Here is a 22,644-nt window from a genome sequence, read left to right as displayed (position 1 = left end):
TTGAATGAATTGAATTTCACAATCTATAAAGAATGTCGCCTTTAATAATTCTAGATCGTGTCTCATAATTCGTCCGAACTTTGAACGCCGGGTGGCACAGCGCAACGGAAGGCACCGCAAGTGGTGACGGAAGTTGTGTGATTCGGATCCGAGGCGGCAATCGACGCGCGTCCGGGCGAAGGCTCGCGGCACGGAGGCGAAACGCCGGTAGTCGAAGATGAAATAAAAGAAACGGGGTTGATCGCGGTCGGCGCGACATCACATCAGAGGTGTGGGTAACGGCAGGTTGAATCTCCGGATTCATCCGGGGAAAGACTCGTCCATAAAGCGCATTACGTATTCCTAATTCAGTTTCCGGATTGACGGAACGGGCCGTAGAACGTGCGGCGTGCCCGGGGGCTTCGATCGTCCTGTCGAAACGGACGGTCGACGCAACGCGCCTCCGGCATGGCCGGACCGGATATCGGAATCGGGTTCCGCACTGAAGTCGCAATCGAAGTCGAAGCTTTCATAAAAGTAAGTAGTCCGTATTCAAACCAGACGCTACACAACGGAGCAGAAGACCATGAAGAAGAAGCAGATTTCGGCGCTGGCCGCCGCGATGTTCACGGGCGCGGGGATGCTGATCGCCGGCACCGCGCATGCCGACAATTTCGTCGACCGCGGCAATCCGGACAACGCACTGACCGGGCAGTGCATCGACGGAACCAACCCGCTGTGCGTGGCGACGAAGAGCGGGAACTACGTGGCGGTGAGTACCGCGAACGTGACGCAGGGCACGAATGCGAAGGCCGGCACCAGCGGCATCGCGATCGGCGACCAGTCGAACGCGAGCAGCAACGGCGGCGGCAGCAGCGGCGGCGCGATCGCGATCGGCGTCGGCTCGCAGGCGCTGGCGAACTCGTCCACCGCGATCGGCACGGTGGCCGTCGCGCAAGGCAACACGGCGCTGGCGATCGGCCGCCAGTCGGCCGCGATCGGCGATTTCTCGATGGCGCTCGGCAACGTCGCGGATGCGCACGGCACGAGCTCGATCGCGCTCGGCCACTCGGCGCTGGCCAGCGGCGACCGCTCGATCGCGATCGGCGGCGCGAACCCGACGTCGAGCGACGGCGTGTCGGCCGGCGCGTCATACGACGCGGCGACGCAGACGCGTGCCGGCGGCACGCAATCGGTGGCGATCGGGGCCGGTGCACAGACGAACGGCAACAACCAGGTGGCGATCGGGTCCGGCAGCATCGGCGCGAGCAACGGGGGCGCGCCGGTGTTCGGCGGCACGGCCGCACCGGTAGGCGGCGCGGTATCGTTCGGCGCAACCGGCAGCGAGCGTCAGCTCAAGAACGTCGCGGCGGGCGCGGCCGATACGGACGCCGTCAACGTCCAGCAGCTGAAGAACGTGAACAGCACGCTCAGCACGGGCATCGGCAACGTCGACGCACGCGTGATGTCGGTCGGCAATTCGCTGTCGACCACGATCTCGAACGTCGACCAGCGCGTGACCAGTGTCGGCAACAGCCTCAGCACGAGCATCGTCACGGCGACGCAGAACGTCGTGAAGTACACCGACAACACTCACGCGGCGATCGCGCTCGACGGCGCCGGCGGCACCACGATCGGCGGCGTCGCGGCCGGCGTGGCCGATACCGACGCCGTCAACGTCGGCCAGCTGAAGGGCAGCGTCGCGCCGCTGCAGACGTCCATCTCGACGGCGGCCTCGACCATCACGAACCTGCAGAACAGCGTGACCGGCATCAACGCATCGCTGAGCACGGCAAGCGCGAACATCGGCAGCCTGCAGGCGGCCGACGCACGCAACGTGAAGTACGACGGCGCGAGCGGCTTCGACTCGGTGACGTTCGCGGGCGCCAACGGCACGACGCTGCACAACGTCGCCGACGGGACGGACGCGCACGACGCCGTCAACGTCGGGCAACTGAGCGGCGGCCTCGCATCGCTCAGCACGAGCGTGACGAACAACCTCAGCACGACGCTCGGCAACCTGAGCACGTCGATCACCAGCCAGATCGGCAACGCGACGAAGAACGCCGTGCAGTACGACAGCGACGCGCACAGCGGCGTCACGTTCGGGGGGACGGGAGCCGCGGCGCCGGTCGGGCTGCACAATGTCGCGGACGGGGTGGCCGCGAACGACGCCGTGAACGTGGGCCAGCTCGGCAAGGCGACCGACACGCTCAACCAGTCGATCACGGCCGTCGGCAACCAGGTGACGACGAATACGGGCAACATCGCGTCGCTCCAGCAGGATGCGCTCCTGTGGAACCCGGGCCTCGGCGCCTACGACGCGAGCCACGGCGGCCATGGCCCGCAACGCATCGGCAACGTCGCGGCCGGCACGAACGGCACGGACGCGGTCAACGTCGACCAGCTGACCGCCGCGATTCACGACGGCACGAGCCAGCTCGATGCGCTGGCCGTGAAGTACGACGATGCGAGCAAGCGCCAGGTGTCGCTCGGCGCCGGCAATGGCGGGAGCCCGGTGCACCTGACCAACGTCGCGGAAGGCAACGTGGCGGCCGGCAGCACGGATGCGGTGAACGGCGCGCAGTTGCGCCGCGCGATCGACGGGACGGCGGCCGCGCTCGGCGGCGGCGCGACCGTCAACCCGGACGGCTCGATCGGCGCGCCGTCCTACAAGGTTGGCGGCGGTTCGTTCAACAACGTCGGCGACGCGCTGACGAACCTCGACGGCCGCGTCGGCAGCAACACGACGACGCTCGAGAATCACGAAACGCGCCTCGGCAATGCCGAAACGAACATCGTGGGCAACACGGCCGCGATCGCCGGGCTGCAGCAGGACGCGCTGCAGTTCGACCCGACGCTCGGCGCGTACAGCGCCGCGCGCGGCGGCGCGCCGACGAAGCTGACGAACGTGGCCGACGGCAACGTCGCCGCGGGCAGCACGGATGCGGTGAACGGCGGGCAGCTGTCGGGCGTGAAAACCGCGCTCGAACAGCAGATCACGAACGTGTCGAACCAGGCCGGCGAGGCCGTGAAGAACGTCGTCAAATACGACGTCGACCCGAACGGCAACCGGTTGAATTCCGTGTCGCTCGTCGGCGGCGACGTCAATTCGGCGGTCGTGCTCAAGAACGTTGCCGCGGGCACCAGCGATACCGACGCGGTGAACGTGAAGCAGCTGAAAGACGTGCAGTCGAACCTCAACCAGCTCGGCGCGCTCGCGGTGCAGTACGACGACGGCTCGAAGAGCACGATCACGCTCGGCGGCGCCGGCGGCACGCGCATCACCAACGTGCAGGCCGGCACGCTGAGCGCCACCAGCACGGATGCGGTGAACGGCTCGCAGCTGTACGCGACCAACCAGCAGGTATCGAAGAACACCACCGACATCTCGAACCTGCAGGGGAGCGTAACCAATATCGCGAACGGCAAGGCCGGCCTCGTGCAGCAGCAGGATCCGAACGGCGCGATCACGGTCGGGAAGGATAGCGGCGGCACCAGCGTGAACTTCACCGGCACGGCAGGGGACCGCGTGCTGACCGGCGTCGCGGCGGGCGTGAATGCGAACGACGCGGTCAACATGGGCCAGTTCAACACCGCGTTGCAGAATGTCGCGGCCAACGACAAGATCCACGCGGCGGCCACCGATGCGAACACGTCGTGGATCGCGCGCGCCGATGCCGGTTCGATCGGGTCGACGGCGACGGCAACCGGCAAGAACGCCGTGGCGGTCGGCCAGGGCTCGGTCGCCGATCGCGACAACTCGTTCTCGGTCGGCGCGAAGGGCAGCGAGCGCCAGGTCACGAACGTCGCGGCCGGGACGGCGCCGACCGACGCGGTGAACGTGCAGCAGCTCAACGACAACCTGTCGGCGGCGTCGACGCAGGCGAAGGGCTACACGGACCAGCGCATCGGACAGGTGTACAACGCCTTCAACGACCTGAAGAAGGACATGTACGGCGGCGTTGCATCGGCGATGGCGGTGGCCGGCTTGCCGCAGCCGACGGGCGCGGGCCGCTCGATGGTGTCGGCGGCGACGTCGAACTATCACGGCCAGCAGGGTTTTGCGGCAGGGTACTCGTACGTGACGGAGAGCAACCGCTGGGTCGTCAAGGCGTCGGTGACGGGCAACACGCGCTCGGACTTTGGCGCGGTGGTCGGCGCGGGTTATCAGTTCTGAGGCCGCAGCCGTAGCGTCGAGCGCCGCCGGCATCCGGGGATTCGCGGTTCGACCGGTCGCCAGCGGGACATGCGTGGCCCGCGGTCTGTCCGCGGACCTCGGGCCAGCGGCGTTCGATGCCGATCGCCGATCGGGCCTTTCGCGTCAAGGGGGCATGCCCGGAATGCGAGCGGCGCCGCCCGCGGCGATCGTCGACCACGCGCTCACCGCCGTGCGGCGCGGGTTTCGCGCGCGGTCCGGATGCCTGCGCAATGCGAGTTGTCGCATGCGGGCGCCGGCTCGTATTCTGAAGTCGTCGGGCGGAACGGCATGGGGCCTCCGCCCATCACCGCATGCGAGCGCACGACCATGACCGCAACGACACCCACGATGAAGCTCAACCATTTGAGCTTCCCTTCGGCCGATACGCTGGCGACGGCCCGTTTCTTCGAGCGTTACCTCGGCTTCACGATCGCGGGAAGCTGGGACCAATCCTGGATCCTGAAGCGACCGGGCTTCGACGTCGTGATCGATCACGTCGGCGACGGCGTACCGGCATGGCCGACGAATTTCCACGTCGGGTTCGAACTGCCGAGCCTCGAAGCCGTTCGCGCGCTGTTCGAACGCTTCAGGGACGAGGGCGTCGCGATGGAGACGGACATCTTCAACAACGGGCGCGGTTCGCGATTCTTTTGCCGGGCGCCGGGCGGCGTGATGTTCGAGCTGAACACGCGCGCGGATGCCGCGCCGGAGTATCAAGGCACGTTCGACGATTGACGCGAGCGCCGGTCGTCGCGGCCAGTGCGGCCTGCTCGAATCGTTCGGGCCGCACGGCTGTCCAGCGCCGGCCCCGGTGGAGCCGATCGAGTTCGATGGATGGGCAAGCGCGTGGCAGCGGCCCGCGCACGGGAGAAGGCGGTTTTCCCCGCGCCACTTGTTCAGACGACAAAGAAGCGCGTGGATTGACCGTGGTCGAACGTTCAGGCCGCGTATCGTGGCTTATTCCGCGTCATCCGCATGATCGTGAAAGCGCTGGAACGCACCGAGCAGTCGGGCGCGCAGCGCGGCCAGCGACGGGTCGCGCCGATCGCGCGGCCGTGCGAGGTCGACGCGGATCTCGTCGTCGACGCGCCCCGGGTTCGGCGCGAGCATCAGCACGCGATCGCCGAGATACAGCGCTTCGTCGAGATCGTGCGTGACGACGATCGCCGCCATCCGGTGCCGGTGGACGACGTCGAGCAGCAGTGTCTGCAGGCGCATCCGCGTGATCGCGTCGACCGCGCTGAACGGCTCGTCGAGCAACAGCAGATCCGGCTCGCCGAACAGCCCGCGCGCGATCGCGGCGCGTTGGGCCATCCCGCCCGACAACGTGGCCGGCAGTTGCCGCGCGACGCCGGCCAGGCCGACTTCGTCGAGCAGGCGCGTGACGCTCGGGTCGCGGCCGCCGTGCGGGCCGGACGCGAAGCCGACGTTGTCCGCGATCGACAGCCACGGCAGCAGCCGGGGTTCCTGAAAGATCACGCCGACGCGCGCCGACGGCCCGTCGAGCGCGACGCCGTCGAGCTTCGCGTTGCCGCGGAAGTGCGTGTCGAGCCCGGCGACGATCCGCAGCAGCGTGCTTTTCCCGCAGCCGCTCGGGCCGACCACGCAGACGATTTCGCCGCGCGCGACGTGTAGCGCGATGTCGGCGAGGATCGTGCGGTCGCCGTATTGCTTGCGGGTGATCCGCAGGTCAAGCAGCGGCGTATCGGCACCCTCGGTCGTGCGCGCGGAAGCCGCGGAAGCGGTCGTACTCAATTCGAACCCTCGCGCGCCGCGCCGTCGAAGGCATCGCGCCAGCCGAGCCAGTGCGACTCGATGCGCCGCATCGCGCCGTCGCTCAGCTTGCCGAGCAATGCGAGCAGCAGGATCGCGCCGAACACGAGATCGGGTCGCCCGGTTTCCCGGCCGTCGCTCAACAGGAAGCCGAGGCCGCGCGTCGCCGCGATCAGTTCAGCGGCGACCATGAACATCCACGCGAGGCTCAGGCCGGTACGCAGGCCGGTGACGATCTGCGGCAACGCGGCCGGCAGCAGGATGCGGCGGAACAGTGTCAGCGGGCCGAGCCGGTACACCGCGCCGAGCTCGACGAGCTTGCGGTCGACGTCTCGAATGCCGGCGACCACCGCGAGGTGCACCGGGAAAAATGCGCCGATCGCGATCAGCGTGATCTTCGGCGCTTCGTCGATGCCGAGCCACAGCAGCAGCACGGGCACCCATGCGAGCGACGGAATCGCGCGCAGCGCCTGGAACGTCGGCTCGAGCAGCGCGTCGATCCGGCGGCTCAGGCCCATCGCCGCGCCGACGACGAGCGCGAGCCCGGCGCCGGCCGCAAAACCGGCCGCGACCCGCAGCGTGCTCGCGCCGACATGCCGTGCGACACGCGTGACGCCCATCCGCGCGAGCGTATCGAGGATCTCGCTCGGCGCCGGGACGAGATGGTCGGGCAGCCAGCCGCGCCGCACGACGCATTCCAGCACCACGAGCGCCGCGAACGGCAGCACGAGGCCGGCGATGCGCCACGCGCGAAGCGCATCGCGCCGGCCGGCGCGGGGCGAGACGGCGTGACGCTGCGCGAGTGCATCGCCACGGGCCGCGGTGTCCGTCATCGCGGCAACCTCACTGCGACGCGGCAACGAGCGGGCGCGCGAACGACGGATCGATCAGCGTATCGACGATCTTCGCGGGATCGACGCCCGGCTTGGTCAATTGCTCGGCCGTCAGCACCGGCGCCGCGGCTTTCAGCGCCGCGCGCTGCGCTTCGCCCGGCACCGGGTCGCTGAAATCGTTGCGCTGCAGCTGCAGCTTCGCGACCGGCAGCGACACCTTCGATTCGTCGGCCACGATCTGCGCGGTTTCGGCAGGATGCGCGACGATCCACTGGCGCGCGCGGTCGTAGACCTTCAGCACGCGCGCGACCGCCTGCGGATACTGGCCGGCGAACCCGTCGCGCACGTTCAGGAAGCCGTACGTATTGAAGGCGACGTTACGGTACAGCAGACGCGCGCCGTCGTCGAGCTGGGCCGCGGCCATGTGCGGATCGAGCCCAGCCCATGCATCGACCTGGCCGTTCGCGAGGGCCGTGCGGCCGTCCGGATGCTGCAGGTTGACGATCTCGACGTCGTCACGCGTCAGGCCGGCCGTGTGCAGCGCGCGCAGCGTGAACAGGAACGGGTCGGTGCCGCGGGTCGCGGCGATTTTCTTGCCCTTCAGGTCGGCGAGCGTGCGGATCGGCGAATCCTTGCGCACGACGAGTGCCGTCCATTCGGGGCGGGAGAACACGTAGACCGCGTGGATCGGGTTGCCGTTCGCGCGTGCGAGCACCGATGCGAGCCCGGCGGCCGAGCCGAAATCGACCGCACCGCTGTTCAGGTATTCGAGCGCGCGATTGCTGCCGAGGCTCAGCACCCAGCGAATCGACGTGCGGTCGGCCTTGAACTCGTCGTCGAGCCAGCCGAAGTGGCGGATCACGAGACTCTCGGGCGAGTAGTACGCGTAGTCGACGCGGATTTCGGCGGGCGTCGCCGCGTGCGCCTGAATCGATACGAGACCGGCAAGCGCGGCAACGACGAGGGCCGCGGATTGCCACGCGCGGGACCAGGACAGCTTCATCGGGGAATCTCCGGAAGGGCGGCAATGCGCCGCGAACAGGCAGGTGACCGACTAATGTAACGAAGCGCCCGCGATCCGTTAACGAAGAAATCCGCGTTTGAACATGCGTGCTGCTGCTAAGGGACCCGGCGGGCAACTTTATGACCCAGGCCGATTAATTTATCGCTTTATATCGCTTGGGATACGAGGGGCCGGGGAACAGAATGCCCGCTTCCGGGAGTCGACGGCTGCGCGTATCGTCGAGCCGGCATTCGCTCGATGCGATGTCGATCGCGAATGCGCGCGTCAGCTCCTGCACCTTGCGAGCATCGCCGGTCATCCGGCGACCCATTAAGGAATGCGATGAGTTCAATCGATCTGAACGCGATCACGCCGGTTTCTTCCCCCATCCGCTCGGCCAGCGACGTCGCGCGGCTGATCAACACGGTCGACAGTTCGGTCAGCCATGCACGGATGATCGTGCTGCTGGCGCTGGGCGGCGTGTTTCTCGACGCGTACGACCTGACGACGCTGTCCTACGGCATCGACGACGTCGCGCGCGAGTTCGGCCTGACGCCCGCGCTGACCGGGCTGGTCGGATCGGCGATCATGATCGGCACGATCTTCGGCAGCCTGATCGGCGGCTGGCTGACCGACCGGATCGGCCGCTACCAGGTGTTCATGGCCGACATGCTGTTCTTCGTGGTCGCTGCGCTCGCGGCCGGGCTCGCGCCGAACGTCTGGGTGCTGATCGGCGCACGCTTCGTGATGGGGCTCGGCGTCGGCATCGACCTGCCGGTCGCGATGGCGTTCCTCGCCGAATTCTCGAAGTTCAACGGGCGCGGCAACAAGGCGTCGCGTCTCGCGGCGTGGTGCCCGATGTGGTACGTCGCGTCGTCGGTCTGCTTCCTGCTGATCTTCGGCCTGTACTTCCTGCTGCCGGCCGAGCACGCGGGATGGCTGTGGCGCGCGTCGCTGATCTTCGGCGCGGTGCCCGCGCTCGTCATCATCCTGTTCCGGAACCGGTTCATGAACGAATCGCCGCTGTGGGCCGCGAACCAGGGCGACCTGGCCAATGCCGCGCGCATCCTGCGCGAATCGTACGGCATTCACGCGCACGAAGCCGAGGATGCGCGCCGCGAGCCGAGCCCGCCGCCCGTGCGAATCCGCGTGCTGTTCCAGCGCCCGTATCTCGGGCGCACGATCGTCGCCAGCGTGATGAATCTGTGCATTCCGTTCGAATACACCGCGATTGCGTTCTTCCTGCCGTCGATCCTGTCGCAGTTTCTCGGCGCGGGCGTGTTCGAGACGATCGCGGCGTCGCTCGCGCTGAACGTGTTGTTCGCGTTCACCGGCGGCCTGCTCGGCATGCGCCTCGCGTATCGCTATCCGTCGCGCCATGTCGCGATCGCGGGCTTCGCGCTGCAGACGGTCGCACTCGTCGCGCTCGCGCTGGCGGGGCATCCGCACGGCGCGCTGGCGGTCGGCGTCGTGCTGCTGATGCTCGGCACGTGGCTGTTCGCCGAAGGGTTCGGGCCCGGCGCGCAGATGATGATCTATCCGACGCTGTCTTATCCGGCCGCGATCCGCGGAACCGGCGTCGGCTTCGGACGGTCGCTGTGCGGGATCGGCCAGGCGCTCGCGCTGTTCGTGCTGCCGATCCTGCAGGCCCGTCTCGGCACGGACATGTTCTGGGTTGTCGCGATCAGCGCGGTCACGCCGATCGTGTTCCTGCTGATCGTGCGCTACGAGCCGACGGCACGCGACATCGACGACGAAAGCATCGCCTGAACACCCGCCGGCGCGTGAGCGGCGCCCCGAGGAAAACGCAAACGGCTTCGCCGGACCGCACGAAGCCGTTTCGTTTTGCACGGAAGCCGGTCGACGCGCACGCGGGCCGACCGGCTTCCCCCTTTCACTACGCGCTGACCGCCTCCTGTTCGGCCGCGCGCTTGACCTGCTCGATGTCGCGAAACCGTGCGGCCGGATGCGTGTCCGGCAGCCGCGCGGTGCCGCCGAACAGTTTTTCGCGCAGCGTGCCCGGTGCATACGCGGTGGGGTACACGCCGCGCCGCTGCAGCTCCGGCACGAGATAACGCACGACATCCTCGAAGGTTTCGTGCGCCACCGCGTACGCGAGATTGAAGCCGTCGACGTCAGTCGCCGCCACCCATTCCTGCAGGATGTCCGCGACGGTCGCGGCCGAGCCGACGAACACCGGACCGAGTCCGCCGATGCCGCCCCACGTGGCCAGCGCCTCGATCGTCCACGCGGTGTCGCCGCCCGCCAGATGCTCCACCGCCGACACGATCGCGTTCGTTTCGACGCGCCGCACCGGATCGGCCGGCGCATACTGGCCGAAGTCGATGCCGGTCCAGCCCGACATGAACACCAGCGAGCCGTCGTACGACACGTAACGACGGTATTCGTCGAACTTGGCCTGCGCCTTCTCGTCGGTCTCGTCGACGATCACCGTGACGAGGTTGTAGATCAGCACCTTCGCCGGATCGCGCCCCGCGGCGGCTGCCTGCGCGCGCACGTCGGCCACGTAGCGCGCGAGCTGCTCGCGGGTCGGCGCGGCCACGAACACGCATTCCGCGTGCTGCGCGGCGAACGCCTTGCCGGGGCCGGACGCGCCGGCCTGGAACAGCACCGGCGTGCGCTGCGGCGACGGCTCGCACAGGTGGTAGCCGGGCACGTCGAAGAAGCGGCCCTTGTGGCCGATCTCGTGAACCTTCTCGGGATGGGTGAACACGCGGCCGTCGCGATCGCGCACCACCGCGCCGTCCTCCCAGCTGCCCTCGAACAGCTTGTACAGCACCTCGACGTATTCGGCCGCGACCGCATAGCGGTCGTCGTGCGTGCGCAGGCCGTGATCGCCGACGTTTTTCGCGCCGCTCTCCAGGTAGGACGTGACGATGTTCCACGCGAGCCGGCCCTTCGTGTGATGATCGGCCGTCGACAGCCGGCGCGCGAACGTGTACGGGTGCTCGAACGTCGTCGACGCGGTGATGCCGATGCCGAGATGCTCGGTGGCCATCGCGATCGGCGCGGCGAGCTGCAGCGGGTCGTTGACCGGAATCTGCGCGGCCTGGTGCAGCGCGTGATAGTTGCTGCCCTTGTAGACGTCGTAATAACCGATCACGTCCGCGATGAAGATCGCGTCGAAGATGCCACGTTCGAGCACGCGCGCGAGGTCGGTCCAGTAGTCGAGATCCTTGTACTGCCACGAGCGGTCGCGCGGATGCGCCCACAGGCCGGGCGACTGGTGGCCGACGCAGTTCATCTCGAACGCGTTGAAGCGGATGGTCTTGCTCATCGCGCGGCTCCCGTTGCCGCGCCGGCGCGCCAGCCGATTGCCTCGTGCGCCGATTCGCGGCGGTGTTCGCGCTCGAGGATCGGCCGGAGCCGGCTCGCGAGCGCGTCGTGGTCGGTGCCGGTGGAAAGGTCGGGAGCTGCGTGCGACGAAGTCATGCGGTGTTCCTCGAAGAGCGGGGCCGATTGCGCCGGGAGGCCAGTATAGGAAGCGCGGCGTGCGCGTTCCAATAACGGATTCGCAGATCGTTATCGTCGATGCGTATTACTTCGGGCACGCGGAGGCGCACCGACGCTGACGCGTCGATTGCGATGCATCAGCACGACGTCGCCGGCGCGAAGCCGCCGCGAATCGCGCGGTCGTTTGTTATCCCAAGGAATATCGTTCCGAGAATCGCTCGTTTTTCCGGCTCGCGCCGCGCTGCTAGATTGAATGCTTTCGTCATTCGACAGGAGAGTCCGATGTCAGACACGAGCGCCACGATTCAGGAGCGTCCCGCCGATGCGCAACCGCATGCCGCCCGCGTGATCGCCAACGACGCACAGGCGATCGAAGCCGCGCACGCGCTGGCGAAACGGCTCGCCGAAGGCGCGGCCGAGCGCGATCGGGACCGCCGCCTGCCGCGCGACGAAATCGAATGGTTCTCGCAGTCGGGGCTGTGGGCGATCACGGTGCCGAAGGCATACGGCGGCGCGGGCGTGTCGCATGTGACGCTGACCGAAGTCGTCAAGATCGTCGCGGCGGCCGATCCGTCACTCGGGCAGCTGCCGCAGAATCATTTCGGGCTGGTCGACGTGATCACGCTGACCGGCACCGACGCGCAGAAGCGCCATTTCTTCGCGGAAATCCTGAGCGGCAAGCGCTTCGGCAACGGGTTTTCGGAGAAGGGCACGAAGCACGTGCTCGACCTGAAGACGCGCGTGCGCAGCGACGGCGACGACTATATCGTCGACGGGACGAAGTTCTACTCGACCGGTGCGCTGTTCGCGCATTACGTGCCGGTGCTCGGCCTCGACGACGCGCACCAGGCGTGGCTCGCATACGTGCCGCGAGCGACGCCCGGGCTGACCGTGATCGACGACTGGTCGGGATTCGGGCAGCGCACGACCGCGAGCGGCACGGTCGTGCTCGACGCGGTGCGCCTCCCGGCGTCGCACGTGCTGCCCGCGCAGCGCGTGTCGGACGTGCCGACGCTCAACGGTCCGCTGTCGCAGATCATCCAGGCCGCGATCGACGCGGGCATCGCGAAGGCGGCCATCGACGATACGCTGGCGTTCGTGCGGACCCGCACGCGCCCGTGGGTCGACAGCGGTGTCGAGCGCGCGGTCGACGATCCGCTGACGATTCGCGAGATCGGCCACTTGCACATCCAGCTGCACGCGGCCGAGGCGTTGCTCGAACGCGCGGCGCGCACGCTCGACGAGATCGCGGCGCGCGGCGACGTGACCGAAGACGACGTCGCGCGCGCATCGGTCGCGGTCGGCGAAGCGAAGGTATTGACGACCGAGGTCGCGCTGCTCGCGGGCGAGAAACTGTTCGAGCTGGCCGGCACGCAGTCGACGCTCGCCGAGCACAACCTCGACCGGCATTGGCGCAATGCGCGCACGCATACGCTGCACGATCCGGTGCGCTGGAAATACCACCTCGTCGGCAACTACTACCTGAACGGCGTGCGTCCGGCGCGCCATGCGTGGAACTGAGCGGATGGCGGGGCGGCCGTCGGCGACGGCGCAGGCATTCGGATTGGCTTCCGGGTTCCAGGCCGGAGAGCAGCCAGTGGATGACCTTGTCTGTTTGCGCGGACATTCCGATGCCGGAAGGCCAGCACGTCGGATCTGTCCGCGCCGCAGGGCCTGCGCGCGGCAATCGAGCACGCGGCGGCCGAGGCCGACGTGACGCTGCGGGTGGTGGCCGAAACCAATGCGCTGAGCGTGCAGAAGGAACGGGTCGCGCGAGGTCACGGGTGGACGATTCTGCCGGTCGTCGCCGTCACGCAGGAGATCGCGCAGCGCACGCTGAGCGCGGCGCCGCTCGCGCCGCCCGGGCCGCGGCGCACGATCGTGCTGGCGGCGCCCGGCAGCCGGCAGGCGAGCGCGCCGGTTCGCTGCGTGGTCGGCGTGCTGCTCGACTGCGTGAAGACCACGTTCGAGCAGGGCCATTGGCCCGACGCGCGCTGGCTTGGCTAGGCGGACCCGCGCGGTCGTACGCGTTTGCGCGTCTCGTGCGGCTGATCGGCCATCCGCATGGGCCGGACCCTTCCCTCAGGTTCTTCAGGTTTTCGAGCGAGACGCGGCGCGCCTGCCGCCCCCCGGTTTTTTACCTCCCCCAGGGATCGACTTTCGGGGCCGCGTCAACCCATCGCGACGTCTACAGGTACCAGTCGAGCGTCTTCACGATGCCTGTCTCGAAGGTTTCCGTCGGTTGCCACTGAAGTTCGCGTTCGAGCTTGCCGGCGTCGATCGCATAACGACGGTCGTGGCCGAGGCGGTCGGCGACGAAGTGCTTGAGGCGCGCGTGCGGCGCGCCCTGCGGCCGCCGCACGTCGAGCAGCGAGCAGATCAGGTCGACGATGTCGGCGTTGCGCCACTCGTTGCATCCGCCGACGTTGTACGTTTCGCCGAGCGTGCCGCGCCGGATCACGGCATCGATCGCCCGGCAGTGATCGTCGACGAATAGCCAGTCGCGGACGTTCGCGCCGTCGCCGTAGAGCGGGATGGGCGTGCCGTTGACGCAGTTGCGGATCACCGTCGGGATGAACTTCTCGGCGTGCTGGCGCGGGCCGTAGTTGTTCGAGCAGTGGGTCGTCGTGACCGGCAGCCCGTACGTGTGGAAGTACGCGCGCACGAGATGGTCGGAGCCGGCCTTGCTGGCCGAATACGGCGAATTCGGCGCGTACGGCGTGGTTTCCGAGAACGGCGGATCGGTCGGGGCGAGCGATCCGTATACCTCGTCGGTGCCGATGTGATGAAAGCGGCGCGGCGCGCGCGCGTCGGCGTCGGGCCCGTTCATCCAGACCGTGCGCGCCGCTTCGAGGAGCGTCCAGGTGCCGACGACGTTCGCGCGGACGAATTCGCCGGGGCCGGTGATCGAGCGGTCGACGTGGCTCTCGGCGGCAAAGTGGACGATCGTGTCGATCGCATGGTCGCGCAACAGGCTTTCGACGAGCGGCCGGTCGCAGATGTCGCCGAGCACGAACCGGTGGCGGTCGGTGCTTTCCGCGCCCGCGAGATGGTCGAGGCTGCCGGCATACGTGAGCAGGTCGAGATTGACGATCCGGACCAGCGGATCCGTCGCGAGCAGGTGATGGACGAAGTTGGCGCCGATAAACCCGGCGCCGCCCGTGACGAGGACATGTTTCGGTCGATGGCTCATGAGGTTCGTTTCCAGGTATCGAGCACGTCGGCGAGCGCCGGGATCCAGCACGGCGCGTCGATGCCGAAATGCTCGCGAATGCGGGTGCAGTCGAGTGCGGAGTTTGCCGGCCGTGGCGCCGGCAGCGGATAGGCGGCCGTGCGGATCGGGCGCACGAGCGGTAGGCGATCGATGAGGCCGGCGCGCCGTGCCTGCGAGAAGATCGTCTCGGCGAAGCCGTGCCAGGTCGTGACGGGGGTGCCGCACAGGTGGTAGGTGCCCCAGCGCATCGCGGCGCCCGCGCGATGGCGATCCGCGATCGCGAGCAGCGCGTCGGCGACCGCGGCGGCGTGCGTCGGGCCGCCGTACTGATCGGCGACGACGGCGAGTTCGTCGCGTTCGCGTCCGAGCCGCAGCATCGTGCGCACGAAATTGCCGCCGTGCGCGCCGAATACCCACGCAATGCGGAGAATCACATGCGCATCGGGCAGCCGCTGGCGGACGGCTTCCTCGCCGGCCCATTTGGTGTGTCCGTAGACGCCGAGGGGCGCGACATCCGCCGTTTCGTCGTACGCGCCTGGCGCGCGGCCGTCGAACACGTAGTCGGTCGACAGGTGCAGCAACGGGATGCCGGCCGCGGCGCACGCGTCGGCGAGCGCCGCCGGGCCGGCGCAATTGGCGCGCCAGGCGGCGTCGGGTTCGGTTTCCGCGCGATCGACGGCCGTCCACGCGGCCGCATTGATCACGAGCGTCGCGTGGTGCGTGGCGAGCGCGTCACGCACCGCCTGCCGATCGGCGATGTCGAGCTGCTCGCGGGACAGCCCGATTGCCGGGCGTCCTCCCGCGCGCAGCATGAGCTCACGGCCGACCTGGCCGAGCACGCCGGTCACGAGGATCGTCATCGCGCGGCTCCGTGAAGGTCGGGCACCGCCGGCGGCCGGTCGCGCAGGCGCGGCTGCCGGAGATCCTTGTCGGACAGCTCGAACGGCACGTCGAGCGCGGGCCATTCGATGCCGATGTCGGGATCGTCCCAGCGTACGCCCGCGTCCGACGACGGATCGTAGTACGCGGTGCACTTGTACGCGAAGTCGGCCTCGTCGGACAGCACGCAGAAGCCATGCGCGAAGCCCGGCGGAATCCACAGCTGGCGATGCGACACGTCGTCGAGCACGGTGCCGAACCAGCGTCCGAGATGCGGCGAACCGGGCCGGATGTCGACCGCGACGTCGTACACGGCGCCGCGCGACACACGCACGAGCTTGCCCTGCGGATGCCGGAACTGGTAGTGCAGGCCGCGCAGCACGCCGCGCCGGGAGCGCGAGTGGTTGTCCTGCACGAAACCTGCATCGACACCTGCGTCGCGCAGCCACGACTCGCGATAGCTTTCGACGAAGAAGCCGCGCGCGTCGCCGAAGCTCGCCGGTTCGATCAGCAGCACGCCCGGCAGCGTCGTCTCGATGACGGACGTCATGCGGCGACCTCCTTGTTCAGGACGTCGAGCAGGTAACGGCCATAACCGCTTTTCGACAGCGCGTGCGCGAGCGCTTCGAGCTGCTGCGAGTCGATCCAGCCGAGCCGGTACGCGATTTCCTCGGGGCAGGCGATCTGCAGCCCCTGGCGGGCCTGCATCACCTGGATGAAATTCGCCGCGTCGAGCAGCGACTCGTGCGTGCCGGTGTCGAGCCACGCATAACCGCGGCCGAGGATCTCGACGTTCAGCTTGCCGTTCGCCAGATAGGCGCGGTTCAGGTCCGTGATCTCCAACTCGCCGCGCGCGGACGGGCGCACCTCCTTCGCGAGGGAAACGACGTCGTTGTCGTAGAAGTAAAGCCCCGTCACCGCGTAGTGCGATTTCGGGTCGCGCGGCTTCTCCTCGAGATCGATCGCCCGCCCGTGCTCGTCGAACGATACGACGCCGTAGCGCTCCGGGTCGCGCACGTAATAACCGAACACAGTTGCGCCCGTCGTGCGCGCGGCGACGCGCTGCAGCAGCGCCGACAGCGCCGGACCGTGATAGATGTTGTCGCCGAGCACGAGCGTCGCGGCGTCGTTGCCGATGAACGGCGCGCCGATCACGAAGGCCTGCGCGAGTCCGTCCGGGCTCGGCTGCACCGCGTACGAGAAATTCATGCCCCATTGTTCGCCGTCGCCGAGCAGTTGCCGGAACGCGTCGAGATCGCGCGGCGTCGAGATGATCAGGACGTCGCGGATGCCGGCCAGCATGATCGTGCTGAGCGGGTAGTAGATCATCGGCTTGTCGTACACCGGCATCAGTTGCTTCGATACCGAATGCGTGAGCGGATGGAGCCGGGTGCCGGATCCGCCCGCCAGAATCAATCCCTTACGGCCAGTCGCTGTGTGCATGATGTCCTCGCTGTCATGAAGAAGGGCGGGCCCGCGTGCGCGTCAACCCGGGTCGATGCGTCCGAACACGATCGCGAAGCCGGCCAGGTAGACCAGCGCGATCACGGCGAAACCGGCCGCGGTTGCGCGGTCCGGGCTGGCGATCGCATGAAGCACGACCGACGCGATCGCCACGCCGACCAGCGAGCCGATCTGCCGGCTCGCGTTCAGCGATGCGGCGGCGAGATTCGCGTCCGCGGGGCCGGCCGACTGCATGACGACGAGATTCATCGCGGGGATGGCCTGGCCCGCACCGAAGTTCGCGATGCCGACCGCGATCGCGAGCGCCGTGTAAGGGAGCGCCTCGATACCGATCAGCGCGGCGCTGCCGAGCGTGGCGAGCGCCAGGCCCGCGAGCAGCGTGCCGCGCGGACCGAGCCGCGCGCTCACGCGGGCGGACGCGAGATTGCCGATGCCGAACATCGCCATGAGCGGAAACAGCTCGAAGCCGGCGCGCAGCGCGCTTGCACCGCGCACCTGCTGCAGGTAAAGGCTCAGCAGGAAGATTTCCGCGAGGATGCCGAAATTGATCGCGAGCCCGAGCAGGCCGCCCGCGACGAAGCGCCGGTTGCGCAGCAGCGCGGGCGGCAGGATCCGGTCGCGGGCGCCACGTTCGCGCCAGACGAATGCCGCGCCGGCGGCGAACGTCACGGCCGCACCGGCGACGATGGCGGGCGAGCGCCAGCCGGCGCCCGGCCCCTCGATCAGCGTATAGCTGAGTGCCGCGAGCGCGAGCGCGCCGAGCAGATGGCCGAGCGTGTTCAGCGGGCCGGGATGGCGCGGCGAATGGCCGACATGGCGGCGCGTGAGCCACAGGCCGGCGAGCCCGACGGGGAGGTTGACCCAGAAGATCCCGCGCCAGCCGATCGCGTCGACGAGGATGCCGCCGATGCAGGGCCCGATCGCCATCGCCGCCGATACCAGGGCGCCCCAGATGCCGATCATCCGTGTGCGCAGCGGTCCGGCCGGAAACGCCAGCGTGAGCAGGCTCAGCGAGCTCGGCATGAAGAGCGCGGCCCCCACGCCCTGCAGCAGCCGCGCGGCGACGAGCATGCCGCTCGTCTGCGCGGCCGCGCACAGCACCGACGCGGCGACGAACAGCGCGAGCCCGGCGACGTAGATCGCCCGCGGCCCGTAACGGTTCGCGAGCGCGCCGCCGAACAGCAGCAGCGCGGCGAAGCTGAGCGTATAGGCGTCGACGACCCAGACGAGGGCGGTCAGCGACATGTCGAGACTCGCCTGCATCGCCTTCAGCGCGACGTTCACGATGGTCACGTCGAGCATCGCCATCACGAAGCCGCAGGCAAGCGCGACCATCACGTGCACCGGCCGCGCGGCTGGCGCGCCGGCCGCACCGGCGGCGGGAGCGGTGTTCGTGCTCATGCCGCGCGCCCGCCGAGATAGAGACGCCGCATCTCGTCGCTGTCGAGCAGGTCGGCCGACGTGCCCGTCAGCGCGACGCGGCCCATCGTCAGCACCACGCCGCGATCGGCGATGCGCAGCGCCTCGATCGCGTTCTGTTCGACCATCAGCACGGCGATGTGCTCGGTATCGCGCATCCGCACGATCGCGTCGAATACCTCGTCGACCATTTTCGGCGACAGGCCGGCCGACGGCTCGTCGAGCAACAGCAGCACCGGGCGCGACATCAGCGCGCGCGCGAGCGACACGATCTGCCGCTCGCCGCCGGACAGCGCGCCCGCGGGCGACCGGTAGCGGCGCCGCAGCACCGGGTATTGCTCGCACAGCTCCTCGATCCGCGTTTCGCGGGGGAACGCGGACATCGCGTGGCCGCCGAGCATCAGGTTCTCGCGGACCGTCAGCGCGCCGAACACGTTGTCGGTCTGCGGCACGAAGCCGATGTCGTGTTCGCGGATCTTGCGGTGTACCGGCACGCGCGCGATGTCGCGGCCATGCATCGTGACCGTGCCGGCGCGGGGCAGGACGAAGCCGGCGATCGCCTTGAGGAGCGTCGATTTTCCGCAGCCGTTCGGGCCGAGGATCGTGACGATGTCGACCGGCCCGACGGACAGCGATACGCCGTGCAGGATGTCGATGTCGGCCGTGTAGCCGGCGACCAGGTCGCGAACGTCGATCATGACGCCTCCATCAGGCGGCGCGCATGGGCGCGTCCCAGGTACGCATCGAGCACGCGGCGGTTGCTTTCGAGTTCGGCGGGACGGCAGTCGGCGATCGCGGCGCCGCGATCGAGCACGATGCAGCGGTCGCACAGCTCGCGGATGAAGTGCATGTCGTGCTCGATCACGACCAGCGTGACGCCCAGCCCGCGGATGCGGCGCAGTTCGGCGACCAGTTCGCCGCGCAGGTTCGGGTGAACGCCCGCGGTCGGCTCGTCGAGCAGCAGCAGCTTCGGCTCGGTCATCATCGCGCACGCGATGCCGAGCAGTTTCTTCTGGCCGCCCGAGATCGCCGCGGCGCCCAGTTGCGCCACGTGCGCGAGCTTCAGTTCCTCGAGCAGCGCGGTGGCGCGTGCGCGCGTCGCGGTTTCCAGCGTGCGGGTCGCACGACTGCGCAGGAGCGCCGCGACGGGGCCGTGACGGGCCGACGACGCGGCCATCGCCAGTTCGAGCACCGACATGCGCGCGGGCATCGACGGCAACTGGAACGTCCGGCGGATGCCGAGCCGTGCGATCCGGTGCGGCGCAAGCGTGTCGATGCGACGCCCGGCGAAGCGGATCGCGCCGGCCGCGACGGGGGCGAAGCCCGTGATCGCGTTGAGCGCCGTGCTTTTGCCCGAGCCGTTCGGGCCGAGCAGCCCGACGATCTCGCCGTCGCCGATGGACAGCGAGAGGCCGGACAGCACCGCATTGTCGCCGTAGCGGATCGTGACGCCTTCAAGGTCGAGCAGCGCGCTCATGGATGAACCTCCAGTCGTTCCGGCACAAGGCCGCGCGGGCGCCACAGCACGCACGCGAGCAGCATCAGGCCGACGAGGCCGAGGCGCACCGCACCGGCGAGGTCGCTGCCGACGCCGAGCCAGTCCTTCAGGAACGGCGCGAACGCGTACACCGCCTGGACGATCAGCGCGCCGGCCAGCACGCCGGCATGGCTGCCGAGCCCGCCGACCATGACGATGGTCCACAGCGCGAAGGTTTCCGACGCCACCATCGCGTCCGGGCCGACGTAGCTGATGTACCAGGTGAGCAGCGCGCCCGCGAACGCCGCGGGCAGCGCGCCCGCGACGCTCGCCCAGGTCTTCAGCGCGACCGGGTCGTAGCCGAAGCAGACGGCGAGCGCGGGCTCCTCGCGCATCACCTTCAGCGCGCGGCCGAAGCGGCCGGTGGTCAGCAGCCGGCAGGCGGCATAGGCGAGGGCGAGGCCGCCGGCCGCGACGGCGAGGAACGCAAGATCGGCCCACGGCGCGCGCAATCCGGGAAAGAGCGGCGCGATGCCGCCGATACCCTGTGCGCCGCCCGTCAACCAGCCCTCGTTCAGCGCGAACGTGCGCAGGATCTCGGCGATCGCGAGCGTCGCGATGCCCCAGTAGTCGGCCGACAGGTGACGACCGAGCCGCGCGATCGCGACGGCCAGCACGCTCGCCGCGCCCGCCGCGAGCGCGAGGGCGGCCGGCAGCGGCCAGCCGAGCTGCGACGCGATGCCGGCGGCGTAGGCGCCGAGCCCCGCGAACGCCACGAAGCCGAAATTGACGAGCCCCGCGTAGCCTGCCTGCAGGTTCAGGCCGAGCGCCATCGTCGCGTACAGGCACGTGACGGTCAGCAGATGGACGATGAAACTAGACACGACGGACCTCCCCGTCGAAGAGGCCATACGGCCGGAACACGAGCACGACGAGCAGGATCGCGAACGACACCGCGCCGACGTATTCGACCGGAAAGAACGCGAGCGGCCGACCGACCAGCCCGCCGAAGTCGACGTCGAGCGCGATCGTCTCGGCCAGCGCGATCAGGAAAGCGCCGGCCGCCGCGCCGAGCGGATTGCCGAGGCCGCCGAGGATCGCGGCGGAAAACACCGGGATCAGCAGCCCGTAACCGAGGTTGACGTGCACGCTTTCGGTCGCGCCGAGCATCGTGCCGCCGAGCGCCGCGAGCACGCCGCTGGCGAACGTGATCACGTTGGTCACGCGCTGCGCATCGATGCCCGTCGCGAGCGCGAGCGCGCGATTCGATGCGAGCGCGCGCATCGCCCGGCCGAGGCGGGTGCGGTACAGCAGCAGCGCGAACACGGCGAGCGCGACGCCACCGCACGCGATCGAAGCCGCCTGCGCGGACGACATCGCGACGCCCCCGACCATCAGCGGCGGGCGCACCGCCTGCGCGTACTGCAGCGGCCGCGAGCCGGCCGTGCCGAGCATCAGCGCGACGGCGAGCAGCGACACGGCGAGCGAGCCGATCATCGCGACCGCGCTGCCCGAGCGCAGCAGGCGCGTGAACACGAACAGGTTCAGCAGCGTCGCGGCGAGGCCGACCAGCGCGCACGAGACGGCGGTCGCGAGCGCGAACGGCATGCCGACGCGCTCGAACCCGAGGGTCGCGAACGCGCCGACCATCGCGTACTGGACGTGTGCGATGTTCGGGAAGCGAATCAGCGAGTACAGCGTCGACAGGCCGACGGAGACCAGCAACAGGTCGGACGTGCGCATCAGGACATCGATCAGGAATTGCAGCATCGCAGGCTCCCGGTGGCTACTGCGCGACGACGGATTGCCGGTACACGACCTTCTCGTACGGCTGCACCAGCCGCTGGCCGTCGGCGTCGAACGCGATCGTGCCCGTCACGCCGTCATACGGCTGGCCGGCCGCGAGTTCCGCACGCACCTTCGCCGGATCGGCCGAACGCGCGCGATTGATTGCCGCGGCGGACAGCATCGTCGCGTCGTACGCGTAGCTGCCGAAGGCCGAGCGCGGCGCCTCGTGGTACGCGGCGCGATAGGCCGCCGCGTACGCGGCGGCGCTGCCGCCGAGCGCCGCGACCTCCAGGCCGATCTGCCCCTGCGCGATCTGGGCGGGGGTATCGCTCGTGCACATCGTCAGGTAGATGCCGTACCACGGCCGCTGGTTGAGACGCATCTCGAACGCCTGCCGGTTCAACGTCGCGGCTTCCTGTCCGTACGCGCTGTACACGTAGCCGTCGGGCTGCGCACGCGACGCCTGTTCCAGCTCGCGCCGGTAGGTCGACTGGCCCTCGGTGTAGAGAACCGTCGAGACGATCGTGCCGCCGAGCGCCTCGAAACGCTTTTTGAACTCGGTGGCGATGCCCTGGCCGTAACCGTTGTTCGGCGCGATCAGTGCGACGCGCCGCAGCTTGCGGTCGTACACGTCCTGCGCGGCGAAGCGCGCGGACTGGTCGTCGAGCCCGATCGTGCTGAACGAACCCGCGCCGATCTTGCGGACCTGCTGGCTCGACGAACCGATGTTGACGTGCACGTCGCCCTGGCGCACGAGGAATTGTCCGACCGGAATCGTCACCGACGACGAGAATTCGCCGAGCACGAGCGGCACGCGCTCGACGGTCGCCAGTTTGCGGGCGGCGTCGAGCGCCGTGTTCGCGGTGCCGCCCGAATCCTCGATCCGTACCTGCAGCTTCTGCCCGAGCACGCCGCCTTGCGCATTGATCTTCGCGACCGCGAGCTCGATCCCGCGCCGCTGGTCCTCGCCGATCGACGCGCTTGCGCCGGTCAGCGGCAACACGGCGCCGACGCTGACGTCCGCATATGCAGGAAACGTTGCCCACGCGCCGAGCGCGACGCAGATCCCGAGACTCCAGCAACCCAGCTTCATTTTTGCGCTCCTGAATCGATGTTGAATCGCGTTTGAAATACAAAAGT

The 22,644-nt window shown here is 68.8% G+C and carries 20 protein-coding genes; 5 read left to right on the top strand and 15 right to left on the bottom strand.

The features are described from left to right. Positions 1-565 precede the first annotated feature (565 nt). Both HWX00_RS12405 and HWX00_RS12400 read left to right on the top strand, forming a co-directional pair. A complete protein-coding gene (locus HWX00_RS12405; protein WP_175028281.1) occupies positions 566-4,159 on the top strand; it encodes a YadA family autotransporter adhesin in 3,594 nt (1,197 codons plus the stop codon). A 348-nt stretch (positions 4,160-4,507) separates the two neighbouring features. Beyond that, complete coding sequence (locus HWX00_RS12400) at positions 4,508-4,915, top strand: VOC family protein (RefSeq protein WP_175028280.1); 408 nt, start codon at positions 4,508-4,510, stop codon at positions 4,913-4,915. A gap of 222 nt (positions 4,916-5,137) precedes the next feature. On the opposite strand, the gene HWX00_RS12395 is transcribed toward HWX00_RS12400, so the two are convergent. From HWX00_RS12395 to HWX00_RS12385, 3 genes are read right to left on the bottom strand one after another with little or no spacing between them, the layout of a single operon-like run. Continuing rightward, positions 5,138-5,935 (bottom strand): ABC transporter ATP-binding protein, encoded by a 798-nt coding sequence (locus HWX00_RS12395; protein WP_175028279.1) that lies wholly within the window; start codon positions 5,933-5,935, stop codon positions 5,138-5,140. Then, a complete protein-coding gene (locus HWX00_RS12390; protein ID WP_175028278.1) occupies positions 5,932-6,786 on the bottom strand; it encodes an ABC transporter permease in 855 nt (284 codons plus the stop codon). The genes HWX00_RS12395 and HWX00_RS12390 overlap by 4 nt, the downstream gene beginning before the upstream one ends. A 10-nt stretch (positions 6,787-6,796) precedes the next feature. Continuing rightward, entirely contained in the window at positions 6,797-7,789 is a 993-nt protein-coding gene (locus HWX00_RS12385; RefSeq protein ID WP_034192079.1) for an aliphatic sulfonate ABC transporter substrate-binding protein, read from the bottom strand. A gap of 342 nt (positions 7,790-8,131) precedes the next feature. Between HWX00_RS12385 and HWX00_RS12380 the strand changes: the two genes are divergently transcribed. Next, positions 8,132-9,559 (top strand): MFS transporter, encoded by a 1,428-nt coding sequence (locus tag HWX00_RS12380; RefSeq protein ID WP_059560897.1) that lies wholly within the window; start codon positions 8,132-8,134, stop codon positions 9,557-9,559. 127 nt (positions 9,560-9,686) lie between these two features. Here the strand turns inward: HWX00_RS12380 and HWX00_RS12375 are convergent, their stop codons facing one another. Both HWX00_RS12375 and HWX00_RS12370 read right to left on the bottom strand, forming a co-directional pair. Continuing rightward, positions 9,687-11,087, bottom strand: a complete 1,401-nt coding sequence (locus tag HWX00_RS12375) for an LLM class flavin-dependent oxidoreductase (RefSeq protein WP_175028277.1) — start codon at positions 11,085-11,087, stop codon at positions 9,687-9,689. Then, positions 11,084-11,242 carry a hypothetical protein gene (locus HWX00_RS12370; RefSeq protein WP_404823795.1) on the bottom strand — a complete coding sequence of 53 codons (159 nt, stop codon included), beginning with the start codon at positions 11,240-11,242 and terminating at the stop codon, positions 11,084-11,086. Before HWX00_RS12370 ends, HWX00_RS12375 begins: the two co-directional genes overlap by 4 nt. Positions 11,243-11,545: 303 nt before the next feature. On the opposite strand from HWX00_RS12370, the gene HWX00_RS12365 reads away from it, so the two are divergent. Then, positions 11,546-12,784: an SfnB family sulfur acquisition oxidoreductase gene (locus HWX00_RS12365; RefSeq protein ID WP_175028276.1), complete on the top strand. Its 1,239-nt coding sequence runs from the start codon at positions 11,546-11,548 to the stop codon at positions 12,782-12,784. A gap of 90 nt (positions 12,785-12,874) precedes the next feature. Next, positions 12,875-13,270 (top strand): LysR substrate-binding domain-containing protein, encoded by a 396-nt coding sequence (locus HWX00_RS12360; protein WP_425129240.1) that lies wholly within the window; start codon positions 12,875-12,877, stop codon positions 13,268-13,270. 181 nt (positions 13,271-13,451) lie between these two features. On the opposite strand, the gene rfbB is transcribed toward HWX00_RS12360, so the two are convergent. From rfbB to HWX00_RS12310, 10 genes are read right to left on the bottom strand one after another with little or no spacing between them, the layout of a single operon-like run. Continuing rightward, positions 13,452-14,456, bottom strand: coding sequence for a dTDP-glucose 4,6-dehydratase (gene rfbB / locus HWX00_RS12355; RefSeq protein ID WP_034192083.1), 1,005 nt, complete (start codon positions 14,454-14,456; stop codon positions 13,452-13,454). Continuing rightward, positions 14,453-15,337 carry a dTDP-4-dehydrorhamnose reductase gene (gene rfbD / locus HWX00_RS12350; protein WP_124608295.1) on the bottom strand — a complete coding sequence of 295 codons (885 nt, stop codon included), beginning with the start codon at positions 15,335-15,337 and terminating at the stop codon, positions 14,453-14,455. Before rfbD ends, rfbB begins: the two co-directional genes overlap by 4 nt. Next, the gene (gene rfbC, locus HWX00_RS12345; protein ID WP_049029918.1) at positions 15,334-15,906 is read right to left on the bottom strand and encodes a dTDP-4-dehydrorhamnose 3,5-epimerase; all 573 of its coding nucleotides are present in this window, start codon (positions 15,904-15,906) and stop codon (positions 15,334-15,336) included. The genes rfbD and rfbC overlap by 4 nt, the downstream gene beginning before the upstream one ends. Next, positions 15,903-16,799 (bottom strand): glucose-1-phosphate thymidylyltransferase RfbA, encoded by an 897-nt coding sequence (rfbA, locus tag HWX00_RS12340; protein WP_175028275.1) that lies wholly within the window; start codon positions 16,797-16,799, stop codon positions 15,903-15,905. Before rfbA ends, rfbC begins: the two co-directional genes overlap by 4 nt. A 42-nt stretch (positions 16,800-16,841) precedes the next feature. Continuing rightward, the gene (locus tag HWX00_RS12335) at positions 16,842-18,221 is read right to left on the bottom strand and encodes an MFS transporter (protein WP_069706174.1); all 1,380 of its coding nucleotides are present in this window, start codon (positions 18,219-18,221) and stop codon (positions 16,842-16,844) included. Next, positions 18,218-18,937 (bottom strand): ABC transporter ATP-binding protein, encoded by a 720-nt coding sequence (locus HWX00_RS12330; RefSeq protein WP_034192088.1) that lies wholly within the window; start codon positions 18,935-18,937, stop codon positions 18,218-18,220. The genes HWX00_RS12335 and HWX00_RS12330 overlap by 4 nt, the downstream gene beginning before the upstream one ends. After that, positions 18,934-19,716 (bottom strand): ABC transporter ATP-binding protein, encoded by a 783-nt coding sequence (locus tag HWX00_RS12325; RefSeq protein ID WP_175028274.1) that lies wholly within the window; start codon positions 19,714-19,716, stop codon positions 18,934-18,936. The genes HWX00_RS12330 and HWX00_RS12325 overlap by 4 nt, the downstream gene beginning before the upstream one ends. After that, positions 19,713-20,600, bottom strand: a complete 888-nt coding sequence (locus tag HWX00_RS12320) for a branched-chain amino acid ABC transporter permease (RefSeq protein WP_082744754.1) — start codon at positions 20,598-20,600, stop codon at positions 19,713-19,715. The genes HWX00_RS12325 and HWX00_RS12320 overlap by 4 nt, the downstream gene beginning before the upstream one ends. Beyond that, positions 20,593-21,486, bottom strand: coding sequence for a branched-chain amino acid ABC transporter permease (locus tag HWX00_RS12315; RefSeq protein WP_059560921.1), 894 nt, complete (start codon positions 21,484-21,486; stop codon positions 20,593-20,595). The genes HWX00_RS12320 and HWX00_RS12315 overlap by 8 nt, the downstream gene beginning before the upstream one ends. Positions 21,487-21,502: 16 nt before the next feature. Beyond that, the gene (locus tag HWX00_RS12310; protein ID WP_049032445.1) at positions 21,503-22,597 is read right to left on the bottom strand and encodes an ABC transporter substrate-binding protein; all 1,095 of its coding nucleotides are present in this window, start codon (positions 22,595-22,597) and stop codon (positions 21,503-21,505) included. Positions 22,598-22,644 lie beyond the last annotated feature (47 nt).

Source organism: Burkholderia seminalis DSM 23518, assembly GCF_902832885.1.
Classification (GTDB): Bacteria; Pseudomonadota; Gammaproteobacteria; order Burkholderiales; family Burkholderiaceae; genus Burkholderia; species Burkholderia seminalis.
This window is presented reverse-complemented; position numbering and strand designations above follow the sequence as displayed.